The organism is Bacillus sp. AR4-2 (assembly GCF_008274865.1).
GTDB lineage: Bacteria > Bacillota > Bacilli > Bacillales > Bacillaceae_G > Bacillus_A > Bacillus_A cereus.
Map to the genome: position 1 here is coordinate 2,958,636 of NZ_CP031062.1, position 25,897 is coordinate 2,984,532.

The window sequence follows — 25,897 nt, forward strand, 5'->3', positions numbered from 1 at the left end:
CTAAATGTCAAAAAACTGCTTCTATGTTACTCAACTATCAATATGATTATTAATAAAATTTTCGATCGTTATTATCTCGCAATTTTATCATGTAATTTCGAGATCGTTTCCTCATTTAAATTACTGTGTTTTATCGAATAAAGGAAATATACTACTACCCCAATAGTAATCCAAATACTAAAGTACACCCATGTCCTTAACGGTAAATTTAGCATTAAAAACACACAGCATACAATTGCAACGCATGGTAATACAGGTACAAAAGGTACCATAAATCCACGTTTTAAATTTGGGTGTGATTTACGAAGGATAATAACTGATAGACAAACTAACGCAAATGTCACCAAACTACCGATATTAACTAAATTAACTAATTCTTTCAAATCAATAAACCCAGCTATTATAGAGCTCCCTATTCCTGCTAATCCAGTTATAAAAGTGGGTGCTCCAGTTTTCTTATTAACTTTCGCAAATGATTTCGGTAACAATCCATCACGACTCATTGCAAAGAATACTCGTGTTGCCGCATACATATTGGAAAAAATAACAGCCATAAGGCCAATTACAGCACCTGCAGCAATTGCACCAGCGACTTTTCCTTGTCCTACAACTTCCATTACATACGCCATTGCCTCAGGAACATTTAATTCTTTATAGGAAACCATTCCTGTCATAACAAGGCATACCATAACATAAATAATTGTACATATGATTAATGATGCAATAATACCGATTGGAAGATTACGTTTCGGATCTTTTACTTCTTCTGCTGAAGTTGCTAATATATCAAAACCCGTAAAAGCGAATAAAATAGCTGCTCCACCCGTAAAAACTCCACTTAAACCGTATGGTGCAATTGGTATCCAGTTCATTGGTTTTACATAGAATATACCAACCGTAATAAACAACAAAATCATTCCAATTTTAATCAATACCATTGTATTATTGATTCGTTTGCTTTCCCTCGTACCACGGGATAACATCCATGCTAATATCAATGTAATGATTACTGCTGGTAGATTCACAATACCACCATGCGAAGGAATTGTTACTAGAGCTTTAGGTATCTCTAATCCAAATCCCTTTATTAAATTGTGGAAATAGCCTGTCCATCCAGCAGCGACAGCTGCTGTTGCCACGATATATATTAACAGCAATGACCAACCTACTAGATGAGCAACAAACTCACCAATTGTTGCATATGAGTACGTATATACACTACCAGACGCCGGGAGTGTAGAAGCAATTTCCGCGTAACATAATGCTATAAATCCACATATAATTGCTGCAAGTATAAATGAAAAAACAACTGCTGGACCAGCATCTCTTGCTGCTACTAATCCAGTTAACACAAGAACACCTGTTCCAACTATCGAGCCTACCCCTAACATAATTAAATCAAATGCCCCTAATGTTTTCGTTAAAGTCTTGCTTTGATTATGCTCTAACAATTGTGTAACGGATTTCTTTTTTAGTAAATTACTCATATTTTCTGTATCCCCTTTAAAATAAGGTTTGTTCTTCTCGTTAGTGTTGTATATAAATTTACTTAGTTATTAACTAGCCTCATAATATTTCTTTTACATTAAATAGATTTGAAATATTATATAAATTCGCTTCTCACTTACTAGTTAAACTAGACATTTCCATAGATTTTTGCGTACAACGTTTCATAGCTGAAATGATAGCTGTTCTTAAACCTTTTTCTTCTAGCGTTACTACAGCTTCTATCGTCGTTCCACCTGGAGAACAAACCATATCCTTCAATTCACCTGGATGTATTCCTGTTTCCAATACCATTTTTGCAGAACCTAATACAGCCTGAGCCGCAAATTTATAAGCTTGTTTTCTCGGCATACCACCAAGTACAGCAGCATCTGCCATGGCTTCTATAAACATATACACATATGCTGGAGAAGAACCACTAATAGATGTAACAACATCCATTAGCTTTTCATTTATGACCTCCGTCTGGCCGAAAATATTAAATATGTTCAGTACCTCTTTTATATCTTTTTCTGTAACCATTTCATTAAAACATAACGCAGACATTCCTTCTCCAACAAGTGCCGGTGTATTAGGCATTACTCTAAAAACTTTTAACTTTCTACCAAATTCATTCTCAGTGCTCTTAATACTTTTTCCTGCAGCAATAGTTACAACGATTACATCATTTTTTATTTGATCTTTTATTTGGTTAATTACCGATGAGTATAAATCTGGTTTGATTGATAAAATTAAAATGTCAGCACTGTTAGCGACTTCATTATTGTTAGTAGTTATAGTTATGCCATATTCATTACTAGCATTTTTTAAATTAATGACGTTTAAATCTGAACAAATTATTTGATCTGGAGAAACTATATTTTTTTTTATCATCCCACCTATCATAGCGATACCCATGTTTCCACATCCGATGAATCCTATTTGTTTATTCATAATAATTTGCTCTTGCTCCTTCTACTCTAAATTTTATTGATTTTGAAATTATTATTCTAAATAAGGGCTATTACAATTACTTGGTTTATCAATAGAATTTCAAAATTCTCCTTCCTATATAGAGCTTACATATACCTCTAATAACTTCTTTGCTTTCGCTGAATTTTGAGGTGGGGGTCTTACTGCCCGGCAAATAGCCGGATAAAATCATTTCTTTAATCTATAATAAGAAAGACATAAAAAAACAAAAAGTTACAAAAATTTTTGTTTTGATGCAAATATAATTTCAATTAAGGTATCTCACCGTTTTAAACTTGACGCTCCATAATCTTGTATAGTTACATTTATATGATATTTAATCGGTACCTTACTAAATGTTCGATCCCAATCTTTTTTGACTTTCTCCCATGTTCTCGGGTGCTTAATTCTTAATTGGTTTCCAAAACCCGCAATATCGACTTGGTATTCTTTTTGTATTTTTTTTGTAACATGATGTACTAAGTGCTTTACTTCTTTTTCAATAGCTTTTTCTTCCCTTTTCAAAAATTCATTTTCAAAATCTTTTCCTGATTGCATCCAATTTTCAGACAAACGCCCTTCTGATTCAATGTTTACATCAAAGGAAATATTATTTCCGTTAACATGTGGTATGATTTTGCTTTTTATTGACTTTATTTCGTATATAATGAGTTTCTTTGATTCTTTATCAAAAGTTTTTACCACACCACCATTCCTTTTTCCGTTTATCCATACTACTCCTTCCAATTCCTGCTCATTTAAAAAGCCCATCAACTTTTTTGTCTTCCCTTTAATTACAGCAGCTCCTGCAAATTTTGTTTCCCCATTTATCGAGATTACATTTTGCAAAAGAAAACTGGCCCCTGACCGCATCTTTCCTTCCAATTTAGCGAGCGATACAGGAGGTAAAATCCTTGTTGTTCTATTTCTATTATCTGCAATTCCAGACAAACGAAATGCTGGGATTTCTCCTTTTTTGTTTGATTCCAGTACCTCCTTCGCTAGACCCTTGCTAATTAAGAGCATACAGCTAAGCCGAACTTCATTGTCACGGAGATACTGTTCAAGTAATTGTTCTAAACTGTATGTACGTACAAGACTATCGCTAATAACAATATTTTTTAAATGTGGGCTGAACATTGTGCTCTCTCTTTTCAATGAAAACTCACGAACAATTTGATGAATGGAATCACCGGTCTCAGAAACATTTATATAACGTTTTTGTTGTCCATTTCCTTTACTTTGTGCTTGCGAACTAACAATTTGATAAGTAGCTGTTATAAGATTTCTTTTAGGATAACCTCCTTCCTCATCCTCTTTCTCAATTGTTGAATCCTTCCCTTTATCTAGTGCTATACCTGCAGTTAAGCTCAACTCTTCTACTTCTTTACTGCTCCAACATCCTGTTAAAAACAGAAGCAAAAGCGTCCATAACAAAGCCAAATAGAACCGCATATAATTAAATTTATGTTTCACACTACTCCTCCTTTTAATCGCGTAATAATAAGAAGAAGCAGTGGTAGTAAACCAAATAAAAATAAAGCAGCATTACCGAGCATATCCCCCAATTTAAGCAAGTCATTTATATTTTTCGAAGTCATAGCAATGATGTAAATGATTGGAATCAAAGCAAAAATAAATGGATCAATACTCTTTTTAAAGAGTTGCGCTAATCCTAATGCAGCTGCATAATAACTAATCGTATAGGTAGCAAATATTTGCATAATCCATATTACAAGCAGTAAAGATTCAAAACGTTCAAATATCAAACCAGAAATTTCAAAACTGCGCATAAGGTCAATTGTCGGCCATGTTCTTGTTACAACCCCATCAATTGATAATGCACCAATGACCATTACAACAGTTATTACATAAAAAATTAACGGAATAGAAATTCCAACTAAAATAGCTTTTACTGCTTTCTTTCGTTGTTCCATAAATACCAAAAGAATTAACATAATTTCAGGACCTGTATATGCGAGAGACGTTGTTTTTATCCCATCTAACACTGGTTTAATTCCCAAACCTAATACGGGACGGAGATTATCTATCTCGAATATTCCGATACTCATAAAGGAAATGATTAAAAAAATAAAAACAGTAATAGGAAATATTATTTCAAACATCCGTGCAATTGAATTAATACCACCCATAATCAAATAGAGACCTATCCACATAAAAGGCATAACAATAGCCCATGTGGGGGTTCCTTCGAGCAAAAAAAAGCTTATTACTTCTGCCATTGAACGAATTTGAAATGCTGAAGTTGTAAGAAAATACCCTATAATAAGAAAACTAAGTAATCTACCTATCCATTTCCCTACAATATCTTGACTATATTGGTAAAATGTTTTTTCTGGAAACTGCTGACTTAATTTGACCATAATTACTCCTGAAACCATTGCCAGTATTCCACCTAATATCACACTTAGCCATACATCTGGTGTTTTCACTTTTTCCACAGATGCTCTGGGCAGAGTGAGAATTCCTGTCCCAAGTATGTAATTTACAATAATAACAACTGCCTGTGCAGTTGTTATTCGGTCTTTAAGTTTCGTAATCACTGAAGGCCACTTCCTTTCTTCATCAGCTACCTTTTGCGGATATTTTTTTGGGTATGCATTATTTTCGGTCGACGTCTCATTATTTTTAATGGCATGCGAACCATAAAATCTTTCCAGTCACTGAATCGATATGGAACAGCAGGGCTGGTATAAGGGACGCCAAAACTTTTCAGTTTCACTAAATGACTGCAAAGTAAAAGAAAGAAGAGAATAACCCCATACAAGCCAAATATCGCAGCACAAAACATAGCTATAAAACGAAGAATGCGTAACGTAATTCCCACACTATATTGCGGAATAGTAAAAGAAGAAATAGCTGTTACCGCAACAACGATAACCATTATTGGACTAACAATTCCTGCTTCTACGGCAGCCTGACCAATTATTAAACCGCCCACAATTCCCATTGCCGGTCCAATCGGTTTAGGCAGACGTAAACCTGCTTCTCGCAAAACTTCGATAGCTACTTCCATAATTAACGCTTCTATTAAAGCGGGAAAAGGAACTCCTTCTCGCGATCCGATAATAGAAATAGCGAGCTTAGTGGGAATTAATCCTGGATGAAATGAAATAAAAGAAATATACAGTGCTGGAGCAAATAATGAAACAAAAGCTGTCATGAAGCGTAATAAGCGGAGAAGCGTACCAGGAAGCCACCTTTCATAATAATCTTCTGGTGATTGCAGCAGCATACTAAATGTAACTGGAGCAATTAAAACAAATGGTGTTCCATCTAACAAAATAGCTACTCGACCTTCCATCAAAGCACTAATAACACGATCAGGTCGTTCTGTATTTTGAATCTGCGGAAAAGGACTGAGATAATTATCTTCAATGAGTTGCTCTATATAACCAGATTCGAGTACACTGTCTATGTCAATTTTCTGAATTCTGTTTTTTATTTCATCCACCAATTCTGTACTAGCAAGATCTTTAATAAATGCGACGACTAACTCTTTCTTTGCACGTTCTCCTACTGGTAGCTTTACTAATGATAAGCTCTCATCCGCACAGTGTCGTCGCAAAAGTGAGGTATTATCACTTAATACTTCAGTAAAACCGACCCGTGGCCCTCTGACTAATGCCTCCGATACTGGTTCTTCAATGTTTCGTTTATTTGCTTTTGTTGTACCAAGAATAAACACATCTGCTAAACCATCAATTAAAAGAGCTGTTGAACCTATCAATACTTTGGGTATTAAATCTTTTATGTAATGGACTTCTGCTACTTCACTAATTGTAAGAACTTTATTTTTAATATATTCTTTTGAAACAGTCCCCTCCACATAAGAAGATTCATTTTTATATTCATCAGAAAAATCATCCATTAGTAATTTCATAATATGTTTGTCAATTATCTCTTTATCTGATAGACCATCAACAAAAACGATCCCAGCCTGAATATCTGTGCGTCCAATATTAAACTTCCGAAATCGAACATCAGAATTATGTCCGATTTGTTGCTTTATAAGTTCTAAGTTAGAGGCAAAATCATTTGTGAAATGAACGTTTGTATTTTGAGATGGTTTATGCTCTTGTTTCGTTTTACTTTGAATATTATTTTTTTTCACTTGTTTGTCTCTTGACTTCCACCAACTCATTCTTCCCACTCTTTCTCTGACATACGAACCCAATGAAAAAATCTTGAGATAGTATACGGAATTAAAAACAAGATAAAAGCTTGTACAAAGACTTTCCAATCTGGAAGATAAGAAGTAATTATGTTCCACATTTTTATCACCCAATGTATATACTCTGCTAGGATTGAGATTTCTAAAAAACGATATGTACTTAATAAAAAATAACGATAAGATTAAAGAGCAGAAAAGCGAGACATTATGCTTATTTAGTACCAATAACCTAATTAGTATAAAAACATTTCTGACCTAAAATACCATTTCCAATTATAATTTGTTAAATATTATCTCCTTTTCCCTTATTTATATGCCCGCATTTGAATTTCAAATAATATAAGGATCAATGATATTTCCTCTTAAAGAAAAAAAGATGCCAGAAGATAGCATCTTTTTTTCAATTCAACTTACTATGTATTTATATTTTATTGTGAAAATACTCGTTTTTTTAATGAATATTAATGTGTAAAAAATACATATTCTTTTGTTTTAAGTTCATACACTTCTACCGAATCGATACGGAATTTTCTGATTTTAAAGCCAATATGAAATAAAGGAAAATCCTCTCTTAGAAAAACTATATAAAACCAATAACATGAAAATAATTATCAATCTATCAATTGAAAATAATACTTAGCAAGAGTTTATCATCTTAACTCCAAGTGTATTCGTTTTGCTTCAAAATAAAGAACTTGAATAAATTTTTTCGTATCAATACGAGCAGGTAATGTTGGTTCATTATTCAATTCTGTCATCTTTCTCCTTACGGTAGTAAAATCAAAAAATCTAGAAGCATAATTTTCGAACTTCGGGTTTAAAAAATCAGTAAGTCCAAGGGATGCTAAATGGTTTAATGATTGATAAATTGCTCTCCGAATCCGTTGTTTGGAAGCTTCTATGAACCTTTTTAATTCGGCATCTTCAGCTGAATCCCCAAGTTTTTTTTGAGCTAAATTCATAAAAATCTCTTTTAGTGAGGGAAAGCCTTGTTCCAACGTGTTATCTTGTTCATATTTATATAAATAATCTAGCATATCCATTAAATCTTTACTTCCACTTTCACTGGCTATTCCTAATTCAGACAAAAGAAAATGGATGGAATTTTGAAAATGATTGAAAGTATTTAAATGTTTTTCACTACGGTATTTTTCTTGCGTACTTAAATTACTATCCAATTTTAGTACCATATTAAGCGATTCTTGAATGTTTTTTATCGATTTTTCCAAACGAATTCGTTCAATGACTTTCCGAACAACTGTTAATACTTCAATCCGGTTAATTGGCTTAATAATATAGTATTCAACACCAAGCGAATAAGCTTCAGCAATTAATTCTTTTGATTCTACTTGAGAGACCATGATGATTTTCCCTTTAAACGAAGGTTTTATTTGACGAATTGTTTTTATTCCATCTTGATTCGGCATTAACAAATCGATAAATAAAATGTCTATATTTTTAAGGATTACCATTTGTTGCTCTAAAGATAAACCATCCTCAGCTTCTCCTATAACCTCCCCAAGATCTTCATCCTCGATAATTTGAGCCAACATTGAGCGAACCGCTTTTTCATCATCTACTATATAAAAATACATAGAATCACCCTTTCGAAATTATATGATCAATCCCTAATCTAATTATAAAAATTGATCCTTTTCCTTCGGTTCTGTCCTCAAGCGTAACATCACCTTCAAGTTGTTCGACCATTTCTTTAACATACGATAATCCGATACCTGTCGATGGGTTGCCTAAATCATCATATTTAGAAGTAAACCCAGGCTCAAAAATTGAATCTTTATATTTTGAAGAAATACCAGGACCATTATCGCCTATTTGAAATTCAACAAAATGGTGGTCTTTATTAATGTCAATTGTGATGGTTCCCATACCTTGGATAGCTTCTACAGCGTTTGTAACGATATTATTTATAATAGATAAGATTGTGTAAATATGATAATGAGGATGCACACCATCAATTTTATACACAAATTGGATGTCTTTCTCTAGCAACCGTGCATATTTCGTATTTGCCCGTATAATGATATTTACTAGTTCATGCACAGACATATAATCTGTAAAACTTTCATCAGAAATTAATTTTGAAAGTCCCGCAAAAATACGTTGGTTATCCTTTTTAACATCATGGACCTCACCAGCAATTTGTAATGCCTGTTGCCTTAAATCCTCAAACTGAAAATCCATCTGTTTGTGCTCAAAAGAGTCTAAGGTTTTATATAAATCATAGGATTTTTTTGTTATATTCTCAGCATCTTGTAATGTTTTCTTTAAATGAACAGCATCTTCATATAAATTAGAGATAAGCATGAGCATATGTTCATTTTGTTTCTTTATATGTCTCTCCCTTGATTGCGCTTCATACAATTTCATCATATTGAAAAAGCTTAGAACTATAAAACTATGGGAACATGCGATAACAATGATCTCATTTATTGCCTCGGATGTGATCGATGTTTTTAATACGAAATATTGAATCATTAATTCCACACAGTCTGACAGTATTTCAATCATGCAACCAATAAAACCAATCATTAGTGGTTGATGATAAAAACGTTTGATTTTTGCTAAATGAAAGAGATACGAATAAGTAAAATAAAAGAAAAAACTAGGATAGTGAGTATGAAAAGCGGCTAGCCAATCCATATTTCCCTTTATAATGACATCCATTGAGATACGAAATACTACCACGACTATCGCTGTTAAAAAACCCGGTAAAAATGCTGGAATTCGTCGAAACAATAACAAAAAAAAGAAAAATGTTGGTGCGCCAAAGCTCATTCTAAATGTTTCATTTAAAGGAAATGACTTTATTTCACCTACTAAGGGTACTGTAAGTATCATTAAAACGAGAATATAGATGTCTTTTTTTACTAAATTACTAAGATTCAAAATAATCACTTCTCACTTTCGCCTAACAGTCAGTATACAAACCTATTTGCATTAATACAATACTTACTCTATTTTTTTCAAAAACTGATAAATAAGATATAAACGAAAGCATTCTAGATTGTGAGTATTCATTACACCCTTCTACTTTAGAAAGATACTTTATAACTCAAAAATGTTCAGACACAATATAAGGTCTGAACACTTTTGGACTCGCTCTAACACCAAAATATCTGTGCTCCTTTTTAAAATATACTTAAATCCCATTCTTTTGCAATATGTTCTAACAACATAATTCCTGGTAAACTATTCCCATATTCATCAATGGCTGGTCCGTAAATACCAATACCACATCCATCTTGGAACGATAAATCCTTCCTAGATTTTGAGGGAACAAGTGTCATAATTCCGCCCGATACCCCACTCTTAGCTGGTAATCCAATGAAAGCAGCAAATTTTCCAGAAGCATTGTACATTCCACAAGTTAGCATTAAAGCTTTTGTTAACCTAGCTACTTCTTTAGGGAGCACTTGTTCTTTGCGAATAGGATGATATCCATCATGTGCTAGTATAAGCCCTATTAAGGCAATATCTTCTGTATTTATTTCAATCGAACATTGTTTTAGGTAAACCTCTAGTGTCTCCTCCACATCTGATTCTAGAAAACCATTCTCCTTTAAATAGTATGCTAATGCTCTATTACGATGAGCCGTTTCCCATTCTGATTGAAATACTATTTCATTAATAGCGGGACGCTTCTCTATCATTTTTTCAATTAATACGTATAGAAATTCTAATTTTTCTTGCACCGATGTCCCTGGCAAAAGTGAAGCTATCGTAATTGCTCCAGCATTAATCATAGGATTAAAAGGTTTTCCTGGTTTATGTATCTCTAAACGAATAATTGAATTAAAGGCATCTCCAGTTGGCTCTACGTCAACTCGTTCTAATACATAAGAAATACCGCGACTTAAACAAGCGGCTATAAAACCGATTACTTTTGATATACTTTGTAATGTGAAAGGTATCTCCCAATCTCCTGATTTTATCATTGTTCCATCTGGCTTTACTATACAAATACCTAACTGCGATACATTTATTTCCCCCAGAGCAGGAATATAACTGGCGCTTTGTCCCTTAGCTGCATACGTTCGATAATGAGCCACCCATTGATCTAAGCAAACTTTTTCTTGACCCTCAACTTGAACGCTAGAATCCTTTATCATTTAATCATATTCCCCCGTACTATTAACTTTATATAGAATGATTTTTTCTTTACTATAATCAATAATATTTGCACTAGAACCAAGAAAAATATTCAGACATATTGCAGTCTGAATATCCTTCTTATTACACACTTTTCTTTTTTGAAGTTTTCTCATAACTATCCCAACATTCAATATTTTCAAGCCCTTTAATGTTTTCTTTATAAAAAATAGGATCTTTACCAGCTTTTTTCTGGTTTATATAATCTTGTAACGCCGCAAATGCTACTTTTGAAAGTAAGGTAATAGCAATTAAATTAATAATAACCATAAAGCCCATAAATAAGTCCGCTAAATCCCATACAATTTGAATCTTTGCAACAGAACCAAATACAATCATAGCCAACACACTTATTCTGTATATCATTAACCACACTTTACTTGTATGTAAGAAGCGAATATTTGTTTCACCATAATAATAGTTGCCAATTAACGCACCAAATCCAAATAAAAAAACAAAGATAGCAAGACAACCCGATGCCCAAGGACCTATGTGTTCACTTAATGCTGCTTGTGTAAGTGCAATACCATTTAACCCCGGTTGTTTATATGCATCAGACAGCAAAATAATAAAGGCAGTGCTAGTACATATGATCAGTGTATCCGTTAATACACCAAATGCTTGAATCAGTCCTTGTTTCACCGGATGACTTGTTGTTGCTGTTGCGGCAACGTTTGGTGCACTTCCCATACCAGCTTCATTTGAAAATAAACCACGTTTAACTCCATTCATAAGTGCTGCACCAATTGAACCGCCTGCTATTTGTTTAAAACCAAATGCGTTTTGAACAATAAGAGAAAGAACTTCCGGCATTTTTGATATGTTGGTAACTACAACAAATAATGCAACTCCAATGTATAATACCGCTAAAAATACCACCTTGTATTCAGCCATTTTTGCAATACGTTGTACACCACCAAAAATAATCGCAGCGAAAGCAATGGCCATGATTATCCCAACTGTTAGACGATCTGTACCAAATGAGTTTTGAAAAGCAATTGTAACTGTATTTGATTGTACTGAATTGAATACAAGACCAAAAGTAATTGTGATTAAAATAGAGAATAATACTCCCATCCAACGTTTATTCAACCCTTTTTCCATATAATAGGATGGACCACCGCGGAAACCAGTTTTATCTTTTACTTTATATATCTGTGCTAATGTGCTTTCGACAAAACTGGAGGCCGAGCTAATAATAGAAATAATCCACATCCAAAATACAGCTCCAGGACCACCTAATGCAATTGCAATCGCAATTCCTGTGATATTCCCTGTTCCAACGCGGGCTGCCATACCAATACAAAACGCTTGAAAAGGAGAGATTTGATCTTTAGAACCACTTTTCCCCTCCATTAATACACGGACCATCTCTTTTAACATTCGAAACTGTACAAAATTCAATTTAAATGTAAAATAAATTCCGCAAATAACAAGCATAATAATTAACAATTTAGACCATAAAAAATCATTTGTTGATCCGACTAACTCTACAAAAAATCTTTCCATATTATCACTCCATACCAAAAATTTATCTATCATAATCTATATAAAATCACCTATATTCCTTGGCATAAATACCTCATTCATATTCAAATACAACAAGGATAAAAATTTTCTATATGAATAGAATTGGCCTGTTTAAACAAACATCGTAACATGCAACTTCAAAACTGAATTTTCTAAAAAATTTCCGTTTATACACACGATGCTCTATCCCCTTCTGCAAAACTAATATTCTTATCCACTAATGTTGTTGTACTATTATGTTTGTTTCGTTTACCGGTGATTTATATTTAAATCATAATAATCAATAGTGATTAACTGGTTTTTTGTTAATTTTCTTAAGAACATGGAAATATCTCCTTTCTTACTACTAATCTCAAAAATAGGCTAGGTAAAAATTTCACGAAAAACCTATAAAGCGCTTTCAATCTTTAACTAAGAGAAGCTTGTCTTTAATTTATAATTAAAAGTACAGAATGTTACGAAAAAGTACAGATTTTTATAAAAACAAAAAAATATTTTAAGATTTTTCATCTAAAAAAACAGTGAGATTTTGTGAATTTTATACAGTATCCAAACGTCGCAGATTTTGTTCTACCTATCCTTTGACAAGCCTCTATTTTCTTCATAAAAACATGCATACTTTTTCTCTTTTAGAAGTTCATATAAAGTATTTGAAATCAAGAATCAATAGAATATTATAAGGATATTATAAGAATATTAAAAAAATAAAACATTTAATTTATTTATGGTATCATACAAAAAACATTTGTTTTCTCAATTAATCCCCCTAGTTGGATTCGTCTATATTGCACATATTTACAACATGAAAGACACTAAGAAAAAAGGATTTTGTTGAAAGGATGAAACATTACAAAACTCTTATTTAGGACCTTATGACATCGTCTTTTCTAGCAATATCGAGTTATCCCAAAAAACGTATATTTACTAACATAGATTACAGGTGGTGTATTGTGAAAGAAATAGTATTCGTTCAAAATAAAAAAAGACTCCTTATGAAATTCGAATTTTTAAAAAAGGATTTAGTGCTTACCATTTCACTGATACTAGCAATTGTAAGCTGCTTAATACATTCGCCAAAGATCGAATATATTAACTTTGAAGTGTTAATTAGCTTATTTAATCTAATGGTGGCCATTAAGGCCTTGGAACAGCTAAAGATATTAGACAAACTTGCTGTTGCGATTTTAAATAAATGCAATAACAGCAGGTCAATATCTATTATTCTAATTTTGTTATGCTTTATTTGCTCCATGTTTGTAACAAATGATGTCGCTCTCCTCACTTTTGTACCAATAACACTTGTCATTAGTAAAAAAACACAAATGAACATGATGGATACAATCATCCTGCAAACAATTGCGGCAAACATCGGTAGTAGCTTGATGCCTATGGGAAACCCACAAAATTTATACCTATATTCTTACTATGGAATTAAGCTCATCCCATTTTTAGGTTCAATCCTGCTTTTAGCTGTACTTGGAATTAGTTTGTTATTTATATGTACTCAAAAACTTCAAAAAACAGATTTGAAAATAGAACTACCTGTTATTACCGTGAAAAATCGAAAAAAAGCTACCGTCTGGATTTTAATACTTATCACTATCATTGCATCTATTTTTGGTGTCATTAATTATTACATTGCGCTAATAGTTACATTGGTGGCAGCATTTACGTTAGATAGAAACTTACTATTTAAGATCGATTACTTTCTTCTAATAACCTTTGTCTGTTTTTTTATTTTCATCGGAAACATTTCACATTCGGATGCACTGGAGACATTTGCTCGCGCTAATTTAAAAGGAGATACTTCAGTCTTCTTTAGTTCCATATTTTTGAGTCAATTGATTAGCAATTTTCCTACTTCAATTCTTCTATCAAACTTTACTTCTGATTGGAAAGCTTTATTACTAGGAGTAAATATTGGAGGGCTTGGAACAATTATCGCATCTTTAGCCAGTGTAATCTCCTATAAACTATTCATTCAGGCCAATGTTAAAGAGAGTAAGGCGTATTTAATTAAATTTAGCATTTACAACTTTTCATTTTTAATCATACTTACATGTATACAATACTTTATGTTTAAATTTCTAAAAATTTTTTAAAAAATTGATTCCTTTAGAAAAACCCAAATTTCTCAATTTAATGCTGAGATATTTGGGTTTTAATATAGGTATGTTTAAAGAGCTACAACAAAGTTACCATCAATTTAATATTTTGAGATGTTCTCACAGCGAAAATCTTTTAGCTTTTACGTTGTTTATTAGATTTCAGTTCATTTTTGAAGTCTTCTTCACAAAATCCTTAATGTCCCTCAATTTTTTCCTGCTAATATTATCTTTAATGGTTGAATCTATTTCAATTTCTAATTTTGCAAATGCTGCTCCTACACAATTATAGATACTTAATCCCTCTATACTCTTTCAAGCGGTAATCCATTCCGATGGAAATTACAAATGACAAAATTTATCCGTTTTTCCTACTTGCTAAATTCAGCAAGTAAAATGTTTTTAAAAACTTCCGGGTTATTAATGTTTAAACTGTTCGAATTGATAGCGAGTGTATGTTTACCTCCAAGTGTTCCACCAGCAAAAGTGGAAAACCCTGGAACGCCCCCCCTGTGTCCCCATACCGAGACACCGTTCGGAAGCTTAATTTCAAGGATTCCAAGACCATATCCGGTTCCCTCTCTATTTGTATGAACTGTAGTAAGCATTTGTTTTAACTGCTGTTCCTTCAGTAATTTGCCACCTAGTAAGTAAGAGAAGAATTTGTTTAAGTCGTCAGCAGTAGAAATCATATCTCCATCCGAGCTACCTGGGTTAATATAAGTAACGTCTTTTAGCTCACTCGCTCCGTCTAGTTGCAAATAGCCACGGGCATGCTTGGTGCCTGGAATCACGCTTGAATTACCAGGTAGAAATGTATTTGACAAATCAAGCGGTTCAATAATCCGATTTTCAACCTCTTCCGCATAACTGTTGCCAGTTACTTTTTCAATAAGGATCCCCAGTAATACGTATCCTGTGTTTGAATAAGACCAACCCTTTCCTGGGGCAAAGTCTGGGGGAAGTGAAATCCCCATCTTTACAAATTCTTCAGCCGTATACGATTTTTTTATATCCGTAATATCAAAGTCTTTTGAATTTATATAGTCAGCAATACCACTTGTATGATTCAATATTTGCCGGATCGTAATCTGGTTACCATCATATCCGTTTCCTTGAATAACACCAGGTAACCATTTTTCAATGGAGTCGTCTAGATTCAAACGGTTCTCTCCAGATAATTGAAGTAGAACTGTTGCAATGAACGTTTTCGTCACACTGCCAATGCGAAAGCGAAAATCTGCTTTCATTGGTTTCTTAGTTTTCAGATCCGCTACCCCAGCTGTATAACTCCAAGTTTTACCCCCCTTAGAAATTTGAGCGAGTATTCCCGGGTATCCAAGTTGCAGTTCATCTCGCATTGCTTTCTTAACGGAAGTACGATCGCTTTGCGTACTTGTTTGTAACGAACTAGATACATTTTGCGTAGGTTCTGCTTTTACAATTAATGTTGGTGTTATGTATAACAGGGAACTTCCAGCTATTAAAAGTGCTAGACTTGCACATGTAATTTTACTGCGTGTTTTCATAAAGAATTCCTCTCTTCTATTTAAATTGTATTGATGGCTGATAGCTTTCTCATATACGAACCACACAGCTATCAACTCTCCCAATGATAAAAGTCAACACTGAATTTGCAATCAACGTACTAATCATTATTTTCACAAACACCATTGTGTTCTAACAATCTCTAAATCACTCTTTTTCCACATACATATTAACCATAGAAATTACTTCTTTTCCTTAAAACACTCTTGTTACTGATTATTTGTTTTATATGTAGGCCGTACTTGTCCCCCCCTTCATGCCTCCTTATATTTTTATCCTACACAATGAAAATCTCTTTTTTCTTACCTATTCCTTACAAATTCCTTACATACAAAATCACTTCTACAATAGGATTGAAGTAGCATCTGTGCCCGAAAGCGCAAAAAACACCGATGCTTTTCGCTTCAGTGTTTTTGCGCTTTACATATTGAAGATTCGTTTTACTCTTAACAGGTTAAACTGCTAATTTTTTCTAATGCGATTATTCTTCTTGCTATATAGAACAAATTTCATTGTGTTATATGAAACACTATGAAATTTGTCATTAAGGCACATGATTCTAAATTTATTGATGTACTTGAGATGGACTCACTTTTTGAATTTGAACAAGTATATCAAATGCTTTACCTAATGATATATCAACAGTTTTTGGTATATCAGGCCCTTCGGTAGTTATTCCAGCGAAAATTGGATGTTGTTCGTTTAACCAAGTTTTTGTCACGCCATTCGCCTTACGTAAATCAATAAAAAATTGATCTTTTTTGACCTGTCCAAAAATGTAGTTATAACTGTTTGGATCATCCGATTTTAATGTTCCATAGGGGCCAAATTCACCATCGCTATTCTTGACATTATATTGTCCTTCATAAACTGACGTTCCAATAGATACGTACCGTTTTCCGTAATATTCTGCTAAATGCTGCCCTGCTACTTTAGGGTATATAAAAGAAAGCATATTTGTTTTCGAAACGTGTCCATTATGTCCCCATACAATGGTTTTTCCTAAATGTTCTTCAGTCCACTTCGCATTTTCATACATTGCAATATCATGTTTCAAATAAAAATCCGCTGGTTTATCAGGAGGTGTCGCTAACATTGTAGTAAACTGTTCAATAATACGAGCATTTTGCTTTATCCATGCAAACTCTTTAGATTTCCCATTTAAATAGCTTTTATTTTCCTCTAATAAAGCACTAATTTGTTTAGCATCTAAAACATACTTTTCTTTTTCTTCTTTCGTAAGGCTTTCAAAAGTATTCATATCCTTTGTTACAGGAATAAGCCCTTTTATCTTCTCTTCTACTCTAGGCAACAGTTTTGAATTGTTCGCTTTAATATATTCTATTATATTATTATAAATATTTTCGTTTACTGATTGAATGTCCATCCCGATGACACGTACTTTCGATTTATGTTTTGGATTAGCATTATATTGCCGAATCCAATCAAGTAAATCTAGCATTTCTTTCGTCTTAAATACAGGTGTTAGATGTTGGCTTGGGTTTCCCTTACCAGTAAGAACATATCGATCAAGTTCCAAGGCCCTGTCCCATCCCTCTTCTAAAACTAGATTGGTAAAGCCCTTTTCAGATACTAAATACTTAACAATGCGGTGTTTCATTGTAAAAACTTCATGAGCCCCATGCGTAGCTTCACCTAAACCTACAATTGAAGCTGAACCTACCATATTCTTAAGTGGTTTCAAATCATTAAGAGATGCAGTTGGATTAGTTGTTTTTAAAGGCTTTGCATGTGCTTCTAACCATTTCGCTATTTGATTTGTATTATAGGGAGCTGTAACAGAAACCTCTGTTTTCGAATCTGCATAAGTATTTCCTACAAAATGAGTCATTGTTATAGCAGAAGCAACAATTGCAATAATTATTTTCTTTTTCATAAAAAACCTCCTGAAATATTTACTTATAGCTTTTTGACATACTCTGCCAATTTCCGTTTAAAACATTCATTTTCTTATTACTGTTAAGATACATTTATTCTAGTTCCTAAAACTCACTTATTTCTTAATAGGTTCTTAAGAAATTCTTAATTCACTTATACGAATATAAAACTAAATAAGCTTCAATTCATTGTATTGTAAATTCCTCATTGCATAACATTATAATGTACAGATATTCGTTATAGATGATGTTATCTAAAGTATTCAATTTCAGTATGTATTATTAACGTAGTTAATATATGGTTAATATGAAGTTCCAAATTTTGATTGTTTGTAGTCTCTTTATCATAGAGTTAATTTAGGGGTTATTTTTTGTTCACTTCATTTTTTCGGCACTCTGCATCTAGACGGTATACCCATTGGCCACAGTTAGACTATTTCAAATCAAAAAAATAGATTACCTGCACACTAAAGAGTATAGCGCACAGGTAATCTAGTTGTTTTTGAGATTAATAAAAAACTAATTTATCTTTTGAATTCTTCCATCAATAATAGACTGAATTGGTTCTTTTGATTTTTTTATATAATCTACTAATGCTTCAAAATCAGTTGGTCCTGTTTCAGCATCTTTACCGTTTTTAAAGGATACAAATCCATCTCCACCTGAAGCTAGAAATGCGTTCGCAACGACGCTGTAAGTTTTAGAAGGAATAATTTCTTCTCCATTTGTTAAGCGAATACTTGTTACTTTTTCTCCATTAGGCTTGTTCGCATCCCAAGTGTATTGGATCCCTGAAATTTGAAGCATTCTTGTTATGTCTTTTTGCCATTGTTGATTTAAAATATCACGAATGTCTTGACCTGTTAAATTTACTTTTATTAATTGATTTCCGAATGGTTGAATACCATATATCTCTCCCCATGTAATATCACCAGCATCTAAGTCATTACGAATACCACCAGGATTCATAAGTGCAATTTGGGATTGCATTGTTGCACGCTGAGCATCAGCAACTAAATTTCCGAGAGTAGATTCACCAGCCGTATTGAGTTTACGATCTAGTGGAGCAATAGACTTACCTACAATTTCATTAACAAGAGGTGCGATTTTTGCTTGATATTTCTCCATCTTCTTCTTGATTTTTTTATCAGGCTCCATGCCTTCATGGTAAGTTGTAACAATTTCTGCTTTTTTCTCAACAATATCTTGTGTTTTACGATCAATCTTTACATCAACATCAGCAAAAGCCATACCATATGAATTTGCTTGTACGACAAGTTTATTATTAACAGTTCCATTTACATAGGTGTGGCTATGGCCACCAAAAATAACATCGACTTCTGGATCAGTCTCATTTGCTAATCGGACGATATCACCATTTGTTACGCCGTTCCCATCTGTTATACCTCCGTTATGTGCAAGAACAACGATAGATTTAACGCCTAGTTTTTTTAATTGCTTTACGGATTTGTTAATAGCTTCAACTTCATCTGTAATTTCTACATTCTTTAGCATAGTAGGCATAACAAGGTTAGGAACATCCGTTGTTACGACTCCGATAAAGCCAACAGGAACTCCTTGTACCTTTTTTATAGTGAATGGTGGTAAAAATAAACGACCGGTGGATTTATTATAGAAATTTGCAGCAACATATGGGAATTTTGCTCCTTTAAAATTTCCTGTTTTCTCATGGTATCCACCATAAATAAGGCGGTTCATTTCTTCAACACCTTCATCAAATTCATGATTTCCTATCGTTCCAACATCGAATTTCAAATCATTTAGAAATTCAATCGTAGGTTCGTCTTGTAATAATGCTGAAACAGGAGTACTTGCTCCAACAACATCGCCAGCATGTACCTTTAATGTATTCGGATTTTGTTTTTCACGATCACGTAAATAAGCCCCTAAGTACTCAATTCCCCCTGCATCTTTATTGTTAATTTTTTTTACAGTGTCTAGTTGCCCATGAAAATCGTTAATACCGAGCATTTGTACATCTATGTAGCGGTTTTGTTCTGTACTTGCTTGGATTGAAGGCGCAGCAAATACACTAGTAAAAGTAACTGTACTTAATGCTAAAGCAACTGGAATGATTTTTTTCAACATAAAATTTCTCTCCCCTAATTAAAATCTGACATAATACGATGTTATTTTAATATATTAAGAGAATTATTTCTACAAAAATTCTACCAATTATAAAAATTAATAAGATTTTATTGTTTTCTGATAAGATATTTCTTCCTCAGAAAAATGTATATTTCTTTGTTTTGAGGATTATTCAAAATATTATCTTGATAGTAATATAACAATACTTCTAAGAAATCTAAAAAACTCTAATCAATATATTTTAACTGTTAAGAAGAGTATTCAATCCAAAATTAATGGAGATTTATCAACCTAACATCTCAATATCACCATTTAAAAAGATGCTCCTGGATTTATCCAAGAGCATCTTTTATAAAGCTTTATTTTTTACTTGTTTATAATTTATCAATTAACAATTATATAGTTGTAATCAGTCATTTAAAAATAATAGGAGTGCTTCATTAAATTCTTTAGCATGCGTTGCATGTAGCCCATGTGGACCACCCTTTATTAAGGCCACTTTAGAATTAGGAATTGCTTCATGTGTTAATTTCCCACTATATTCATATGGTACAGTTGCATCAGAATCACCGTGAATAATAAGAGTAGGTATATTAAACTTCTCCAAGTCTTTTCTAAAATCTGTCTTACTAAAGGCGGTAATACAATCAAGTGTTCCTTTAGGTGATGCACTGGCTGCAATATCCCAATTATATAAACGGAATGGCTCACTAACTAAATCTGTTCGATTACCAGCCGCGAAAAATCCCTTAGTAAATTCATCAAGAAATGCAAGGCGGTCATTTATCACACCACTTTTGAATGCTTCAATTGTTGCATCATCTAATGCCCCTTCAGGATGATCCTCTGATTTGTATAAATATGGAGGTACTGCTCCAGCAAAAACAGCCTTTTCAATACGATCTGTTCCATGCGTACTAATATACCGGGCTACTTCGCCTCCACCCATAGAAAAACCAACAAGTGTGACATTTTGAAGCTCTAAATGTTCTAATAGTTGATGTAAATCAGAAGTAAAGGTATCATATTCATACCCTTCCCACGGCTGAGATGATTGTCCAAATCCTCGACGATCATATGTTATAACTCTGTATCCAGCCTCAACAAGAGCGGGAACTTGGTATTCCCAAGATCGACCACTTAACGGCCAACCATGAATTAGTACAACTGGTTTTCCTGTACCATGATCCTCATAATATATCTCAATTGGTTCTTGATTTTCGGTTCCTACAGTTATTTTAGCCATGCTTCTACCTCCAAAAAATATTCTAATATATATCCTTTTCTTCAATAATCCGGATGAATGTCATAACCTATTCATGCACGTTCATGTTGTGAACTCTAAGTATGAAACTCTATTGTTCCAATGCATTCATTTTCTCCTTTTGGAACAATCCCCCCTCTAATACCTTTTTCATCATAAAATAATTACTGAACATTACTCCTATTCAATTGTAATAACAAAAATAGGTGACTATCAATATTGTTCTATCTATAGGATGTATAGGTAAAACCAATCTATTTTATAGTGAAAACAACTATAGTTACGACCTATACGAATTATAGATAATTTAGAATTGATTAACGAATCAGTTTTCAAATACTATAAATTTGTATAGCACTTCATGTTCTATGAATGCTGCTATAACCAATATTATTGGTCAGCTTAGTTATAAACGAAGAAACTTATGATAGTATTCGACTATTTAAACTTTCTTCGATTACTTAATTTTTAGGAGGAATACATAATGACTGATCTCTATTCTCGTATTAACAAAGACGATGCTGTCGTGCTTTTAGTAGATCATCAAACTGGTCTTATGTCCGGACTAGTACGTGACTATGGTGTTGATGAATTCAAGAACAATGTTTTAGCTCTTGCTCATACTGCTAAGTTTTTTGATTTACCAGTTATTTTAACAACAAGTTTTGAAAACGGGCCTAACGGACCTTTAATGCAAGAATTGGTTGATCTCTTTCCTTATGCACCAAAAATAGCTCGACCTGGACAAATTAACGCATGGGATAATGATGATTTTGTAAAAGCAATCGAAGAAACTGGAAAAAAGCAACTTATCATCGCGGGCGTAGTTACGGACGTTTGTGTTGCTTTCCCTGCACTTTCCGCTATAAAAGCTGGATATGAAGTATTTGCTGTTACTGATGCTTCAGGAACTTTCAGTAAACAAGTTGCAGATGCTGCCAATACACGTATGGCACATAGTGGCGTGCAACTTATGAACTGGTTTAGCGTAGCTTGCGAATTACAACGCGATTGGCGCAACGATGTCGAAGGTTTTGGCAATTTGCTTGCTAGCAATCTTCCAGGCTATCAAAATATAATTGGAAGCTATAGAGGAGCTCAGCGAGATCTTAGTAAACAAAATGCATAAATGTATCTCAAGTAAATAGCTTTAAATCACCTTTTTTAAAGTAGATAGTATAAATTTAGTGCTGATTAAATCAGCACTAAATTTAAATTAAAAAGTATAGTAGAGCTTCAATTGACAGAAGATACATTACTTTCAATAAACAATTGAAAAAGGAGCGTTTTATTATGAGTAATTTAGAATTGTTAAATCCGGAGAACAGTGCCTTAATTTTAATTGATTTTCAACCTCAAATGACTTTTGGAGTTGCAAGTATTGATAGACAAACATTGATTAATAACGTTATGCTACTTGCTAAATCAGCAAAAACTTTTAACGTACCTACTATTCTTACTACAGTTGAAACACGCAGCTTTTCTGGTTATTTTTGGCCACAAATTCTTGATATATTCCCAAACCATGAAATTATAGAACGTAGTTCAATGAACTCTTGGGAAGATCCGAAATTTGTTGAGGCAGTTAAAGCAACCGGTAGAAAGAAATTAATATTTGCAGCACTTTGGACTGAAGTTTGCCTTGCATTCCCTGTGCTTGAAGCAATTAAAGCTGGCTATGAGGTATATGCAGTTGATGATGCTTCAGGTGGTACTAGTTTGACAGCACATAACGCTGCTATGCGTCGTGTAGAACAAGCTGGTGCAATTCCAGTGACAGCAATTCAAGTTTTACTTGAATACCAACGTGACTGGGCACACAAAGACACTTATGATGCTGTAATGGAGATTGTAAAGGAACACACTGGTGCTTATGGTCAAGGTGTAGAATACGCATATACTATGGTGCATGGCGCGCTTCCAAGCAGGAAAATATGAAACAAGAAGGAGTAGCTGTCGAAGAGACTTATACAGGGAACACGATGGATGCCGGCAATCCAGTAACAACGATTGTTACATGGGAAATTCAAGAAGGTAGAGAAAAACAGTTTGAAACATGGAGACATGAAATTGAGGCTGCGGCTACTAAATTCCCAGGACATTTAGGTGTAAATCTAATAGTCCCAAGTAACGAATCCAGAGAGTATACTGTTATTTTTCGCTTTGATACGTATGAGCATCTACGTACTTGGCAAGAATCAGATGTTCGCCGGGATTTGTTAAAAACGGCGGAGCAATTTCAAGCCGCTAATCCAACTTACAAAACTGAAAGCAGTTTGGCTTATTGGTTTGTTACTCCGAAAACGCCAGTTCCACCGCCAAAATGGAAAATGTCTATCGTTACCCTTCTGGGTGTATGGCCTCTTAGCATGTTAGTTCCTAAAGTGATAGGACCTATTATAAAACATATGAATCCTATTATGTCAGCTTTTTTTGTTTCTGTATGTATCGTGTCCTTGCTATCATGGGTAGTCATGCCGATTTTCGGTAAATTATTTCATCCATGGTTACAAAATAATAGGAAGTAGACGAGGTGTGAATATGAATGTACCGGATATGGTCTTATACAACGGAAAAATTACTACCCTTGACCCTTCTCAGCCTGAGGTATCTGCTATCGCCATAACTGATGGTTTAGTCACTGCAGTAGGTGGAGATGAGCTTCTTAATAGTGCCACGGAAAAAACAAAAAAAATAGACCTTAAAAGAAAGAGAGCTATTCCAGGCCTGAATGACTCTCATATACACGTTATTCGTGGTGGTCTGCATTATAATATGGAATTACGTTGGGAAGGCGTACCATCACTTTTTATTGCTCTAGAAATGCTCAAAGAACAGGCAAGACGTACACCTGCTCCTCAGTGGGTAAGAGTAGTTGGAGGTTGGTCTGAATTTCAATTTAAAGAGAGACGGATGCCAACATTAGAAGAGATTAATGCTGTTTCTGAAGACACGCCTGTCTTTGTGCTACATCTTTACGATAGAGCACTTGTAAATCGTGCAGGGCTACGTGCACTGGGATACACGAAAGATACCCCAGATCCTCCAGGCTGTTTAATTCAGCGGGATAAAAGAGGTAATCCAACGGGCCTTTTAATTGCTAACCCTAACGCTTCTATTCTTTATTCAAGTTTGGGTAAAGCTCCAGTACTTAATCTTGACGACCAGATTAACTCAACTCGCCATTTTATGCGTGAATTAAATAGATTAGGTATTACAAGTGCCATTGATGCAGGTGGCGGTTTCCAAAATTATCCTGACGACTACAAAGTTGTTGAACATTTAGCCGAGAAGGAACAATTAACTTTACGTATTGCTTATAATTTATTTACGCAAAATCCTAATCATGAATATGAAGACTTTGCTTCATGGACAAAAATTGTTTCTCCAGGTCAAGGAAATGATAAGTATAAAATGAATGGTGCCGGAGAAATGTTAGTATTCTCTGCAGCTGATTTTGAAAAATTTCAAATGCCACGGCCCGAACTAGCTACGATGATGGAAGCCGACTTAAAGAAAGTAATTTCTCTATTGGTGGAAAACCGTTGGCCATTCCGTTTACATGCAACTTATGACGAGTCAATCACACGTTTCTTAAATGTATTTGAGGAAGTTAACAGAGAAATTCCTTTTAATGGGCTACGCTGGTGGTTTGATCATGCAGAAACAATCTCAGATCGTAGTATGGAACGTGTTAAGGCTTTAAATGGCGGTATTGCCATCCAAGACCGCATGGCTTTTCAAGGTGAATACTTTGTTGACTTATACGGAAAGGAAGCTGCAAAGCATACTCCTCCGATTTATCGTATGTTAGACCTTGGTATACCTGTTGGCGCCGGTAGTGATGCAACCAGGGTTTCCAGCTATAACCCTTGGGTTGCTCTTTACTGGATGGTTGCTGGAAAAACCATTGGTGGGCTTTCCATATACGATGAAAAAAATAAACTTGATAGAAAAGTAGCCCTGGAATTATATTCAAAAGGAAGTGCGTGGTTCTCTGGTGATGAAGGTAAAAAAGGAACCCTGGCAGTCGGTCAGTTTGCTGATATTGCTGTATTGTCTGCTGACTACTTTACTGTGCCGGAAGAAGAAATCAAAGACCTTGAATCATTGCTCACCATTATGGGTGGGCAGGTTGTTTATGGAAATAATGAATTTAAAAACTTATCACCTGAATTGCCGCCAGCATCACCTGATTGGTCACCGACGGGCGTTTATGGGTATGGTGGTGCTAACCTAGCCAACACTATACTTTCTCACGATTCCCATGATAACAAGTTACATAGTTGTAGTAACCCTCTCCATCAACACACTCATACCGTAATAGGAAAAGATGGAACTAAATGGGGTATTGGTTGTACTTGCTTTGCTTTCTAAATCAAAACCACCGGTATAATGCCGGTGGTTTTCTTTCTACAATAAGGATATATAAATTCAAAATAGCAGTGTATATCCCTTATGGAATCTGTTACTATACGATAAGACCAAAGAATTGATTGATTAACTTAACTTGTTTTTGATAACCTTCTCTCCTTGCAAAGTCTTTCCTTTTTTCCTTAATTAAAAGTCAATGGTATCCCCTTTTGATCGACTACACCACACATATAAATCCACTGCCCTT

At 34.0% G+C, this 25,897-nt stretch carries 18 protein-coding genes and 1 pseudogene; 5 read left to right on the forward strand and 14 right to left on the reverse strand.

Translation table 11 applies throughout. The features are described from left to right. Positions 1–71 precede the first annotated feature (71 nt). The 9 genes from DN399_RS15320 to DN399_RS15360 form a co-directional block, all read right to left on the reverse strand. Entirely contained in the window at positions 72–1,487 is a 1,416-nt protein-coding gene (locus tag DN399_RS15320) for an amino acid permease (protein WP_149149759.1), read from the reverse strand. 133 nt (positions 1,488–1,620) lie between these two features. Beyond that, positions 1,621–2,439 carry a pyrroline-5-carboxylate reductase gene (gene proC / locus DN399_RS15325; protein ID WP_149149760.1) on the reverse strand — a complete coding sequence of 273 codons (819 nt, stop codon included), beginning with the start codon at positions 2,437–2,439 and terminating at the stop codon, positions 1,621–1,623. Between the two features lie 300 nt (positions 2,440–2,739). After that, positions 2,740–3,933 carry a Ger(x)C family spore germination protein gene (locus DN399_RS15330; protein ID WP_000680793.1) on the reverse strand — a complete coding sequence of 398 codons (1,194 nt, stop codon included), beginning with the start codon at positions 3,931–3,933 and terminating at the stop codon, positions 2,740–2,742. Next, complete coding sequence (locus tag DN399_RS15335) at positions 3,930–5,021, reverse strand: spore germination protein (RefSeq protein WP_149149761.1); 1,092 nt, start codon at positions 5,019–5,021, stop codon at positions 3,930–3,932. The genes DN399_RS15330 and DN399_RS15335 overlap by 4 nt, the downstream gene beginning before the upstream one ends. Before the next feature lie 26 nt (positions 5,022–5,047). Further along, positions 5,048–6,622: a spore germination protein gene (locus tag DN399_RS15340; protein ID WP_149149762.1), complete on the reverse strand. Its 1,575-nt coding sequence runs from the start codon at positions 6,620–6,622 to the stop codon at positions 5,048–5,050. 680 nt (positions 6,623–7,302) lie between these two features. Then, a complete protein-coding gene (locus DN399_RS15345) occupies positions 7,303–8,247 on the reverse strand; it encodes a response regulator (protein WP_000274085.1) in 945 nt (314 codons plus the stop codon). Positions 8,248–8,251: 4 nt separating this feature from the next. Further along, positions 8,252–9,568, reverse strand: a complete 1,317-nt coding sequence (locus DN399_RS15350; protein WP_000584790.1) for a sensor histidine kinase — start codon at positions 9,566–9,568, stop codon at positions 8,252–8,254. 233 nt (positions 9,569–9,801) lie between these two features. After that, a complete protein-coding gene (gene glsA / locus DN399_RS15355) occupies positions 9,802–10,782 on the reverse strand; it encodes a glutaminase GlsA (protein WP_149149763.1) in 981 nt (326 codons plus the stop codon). Between the two features lie 124 nt (positions 10,783–10,906). Further along, positions 10,907–12,331 (reverse strand): alanine/glycine:cation symporter family protein, encoded by a 1,425-nt coding sequence (locus DN399_RS15360; RefSeq protein ID WP_000439283.1) that lies wholly within the window; start codon positions 12,329–12,331, stop codon positions 10,907–10,909. A gap of 971 nt (positions 12,332–13,302) precedes the next feature. Here DN399_RS15360 and DN399_RS15365 point away from each other — a divergent pair. Beyond that, the gene (locus DN399_RS15365) at positions 13,303–14,454 is read left to right on the forward strand and encodes an anion transporter (protein WP_016122788.1); all 1,152 of its coding nucleotides are present in this window, start codon (positions 13,303–13,305) and stop codon (positions 14,452–14,454) included. 165 nt (positions 14,455–14,619) lie between these two features. Here DN399_RS15365 and DN399_RS15370 read toward each other — a convergent pair. The 5 genes and pseudogenes from DN399_RS15370 to DN399_RS15395 form a co-directional block, all read right to left on the reverse strand. After that, a pseudogene (locus DN399_RS15370) lies at positions 14,620–14,718 on the reverse strand (cytochrome P450); the annotation flags it as partial. Between the two features lie 110 nt (positions 14,719–14,828). Further along, positions 14,829–15,986, reverse strand: a complete 1,158-nt coding sequence (locus DN399_RS15375; RefSeq protein WP_149149764.1) for a serine hydrolase domain-containing protein — start codon at positions 15,984–15,986, stop codon at positions 14,829–14,831. 584 nt (positions 15,987–16,570) lie between these two features. After that, the gene (locus DN399_RS15385) at positions 16,571–17,902 is read right to left on the reverse strand and encodes an erythromycin esterase family protein (RefSeq protein WP_149149765.1); all 1,332 of its coding nucleotides are present in this window, start codon (positions 17,900–17,902) and stop codon (positions 16,571–16,573) included. A gap of 520 nt (positions 17,903–18,422) precedes the next feature. After that, complete coding sequence (locus DN399_RS15390) at positions 18,423–20,012, reverse strand: bifunctional metallophosphatase/5'-nucleotidase (protein WP_016122791.1); 1,590 nt, start codon at positions 20,010–20,012, stop codon at positions 18,423–18,425. Positions 20,013–20,421: 409 nt separating this feature from the next. Next, positions 20,422–21,258, reverse strand: a complete 837-nt coding sequence (locus DN399_RS15395; protein WP_001074327.1) for a bromoperoxidase — start codon at positions 21,256–21,258, stop codon at positions 20,422–20,424. 502 nt (positions 21,259–21,760) lie between these two features. Here DN399_RS15395 and ycaC point away from each other — a divergent pair. From ycaC to DN399_RS15415, 4 genes are all read left to right on the forward strand, one after another. Next, on the forward strand, positions 21,761–22,405 hold the full coding sequence (ycaC, locus tag DN399_RS15400; RefSeq protein WP_149149766.1) for an isochorismate family cysteine hydrolase YcaC: 645 nt from the start codon (positions 21,761–21,763) through the stop codon (positions 22,403–22,405). A gap of 164 nt (positions 22,406–22,569) precedes the next feature. Next, positions 22,570–23,214, forward strand: coding sequence for a hydrolase (locus DN399_RS15405; protein WP_000067162.1), 645 nt, complete (start codon positions 22,570–22,572; stop codon positions 23,212–23,214). Next, positions 23,211–23,804: an antibiotic biosynthesis monooxygenase gene (locus DN399_RS15410; protein WP_016122792.1), complete on the forward strand. Its 594-nt coding sequence runs from the start codon at positions 23,211–23,213 to the stop codon at positions 23,802–23,804. Before DN399_RS15405 ends, DN399_RS15410 begins: the two co-directional genes overlap by 4 nt. Before the next feature lie 13 nt (positions 23,805–23,817). Next, positions 23,818–25,653, forward strand: coding sequence for an amidohydrolase (locus tag DN399_RS15415; protein ID WP_049108392.1), 1,836 nt, complete (start codon positions 23,818–23,820; stop codon positions 25,651–25,653). Positions 25,654–25,897 lie beyond the last annotated feature (244 nt).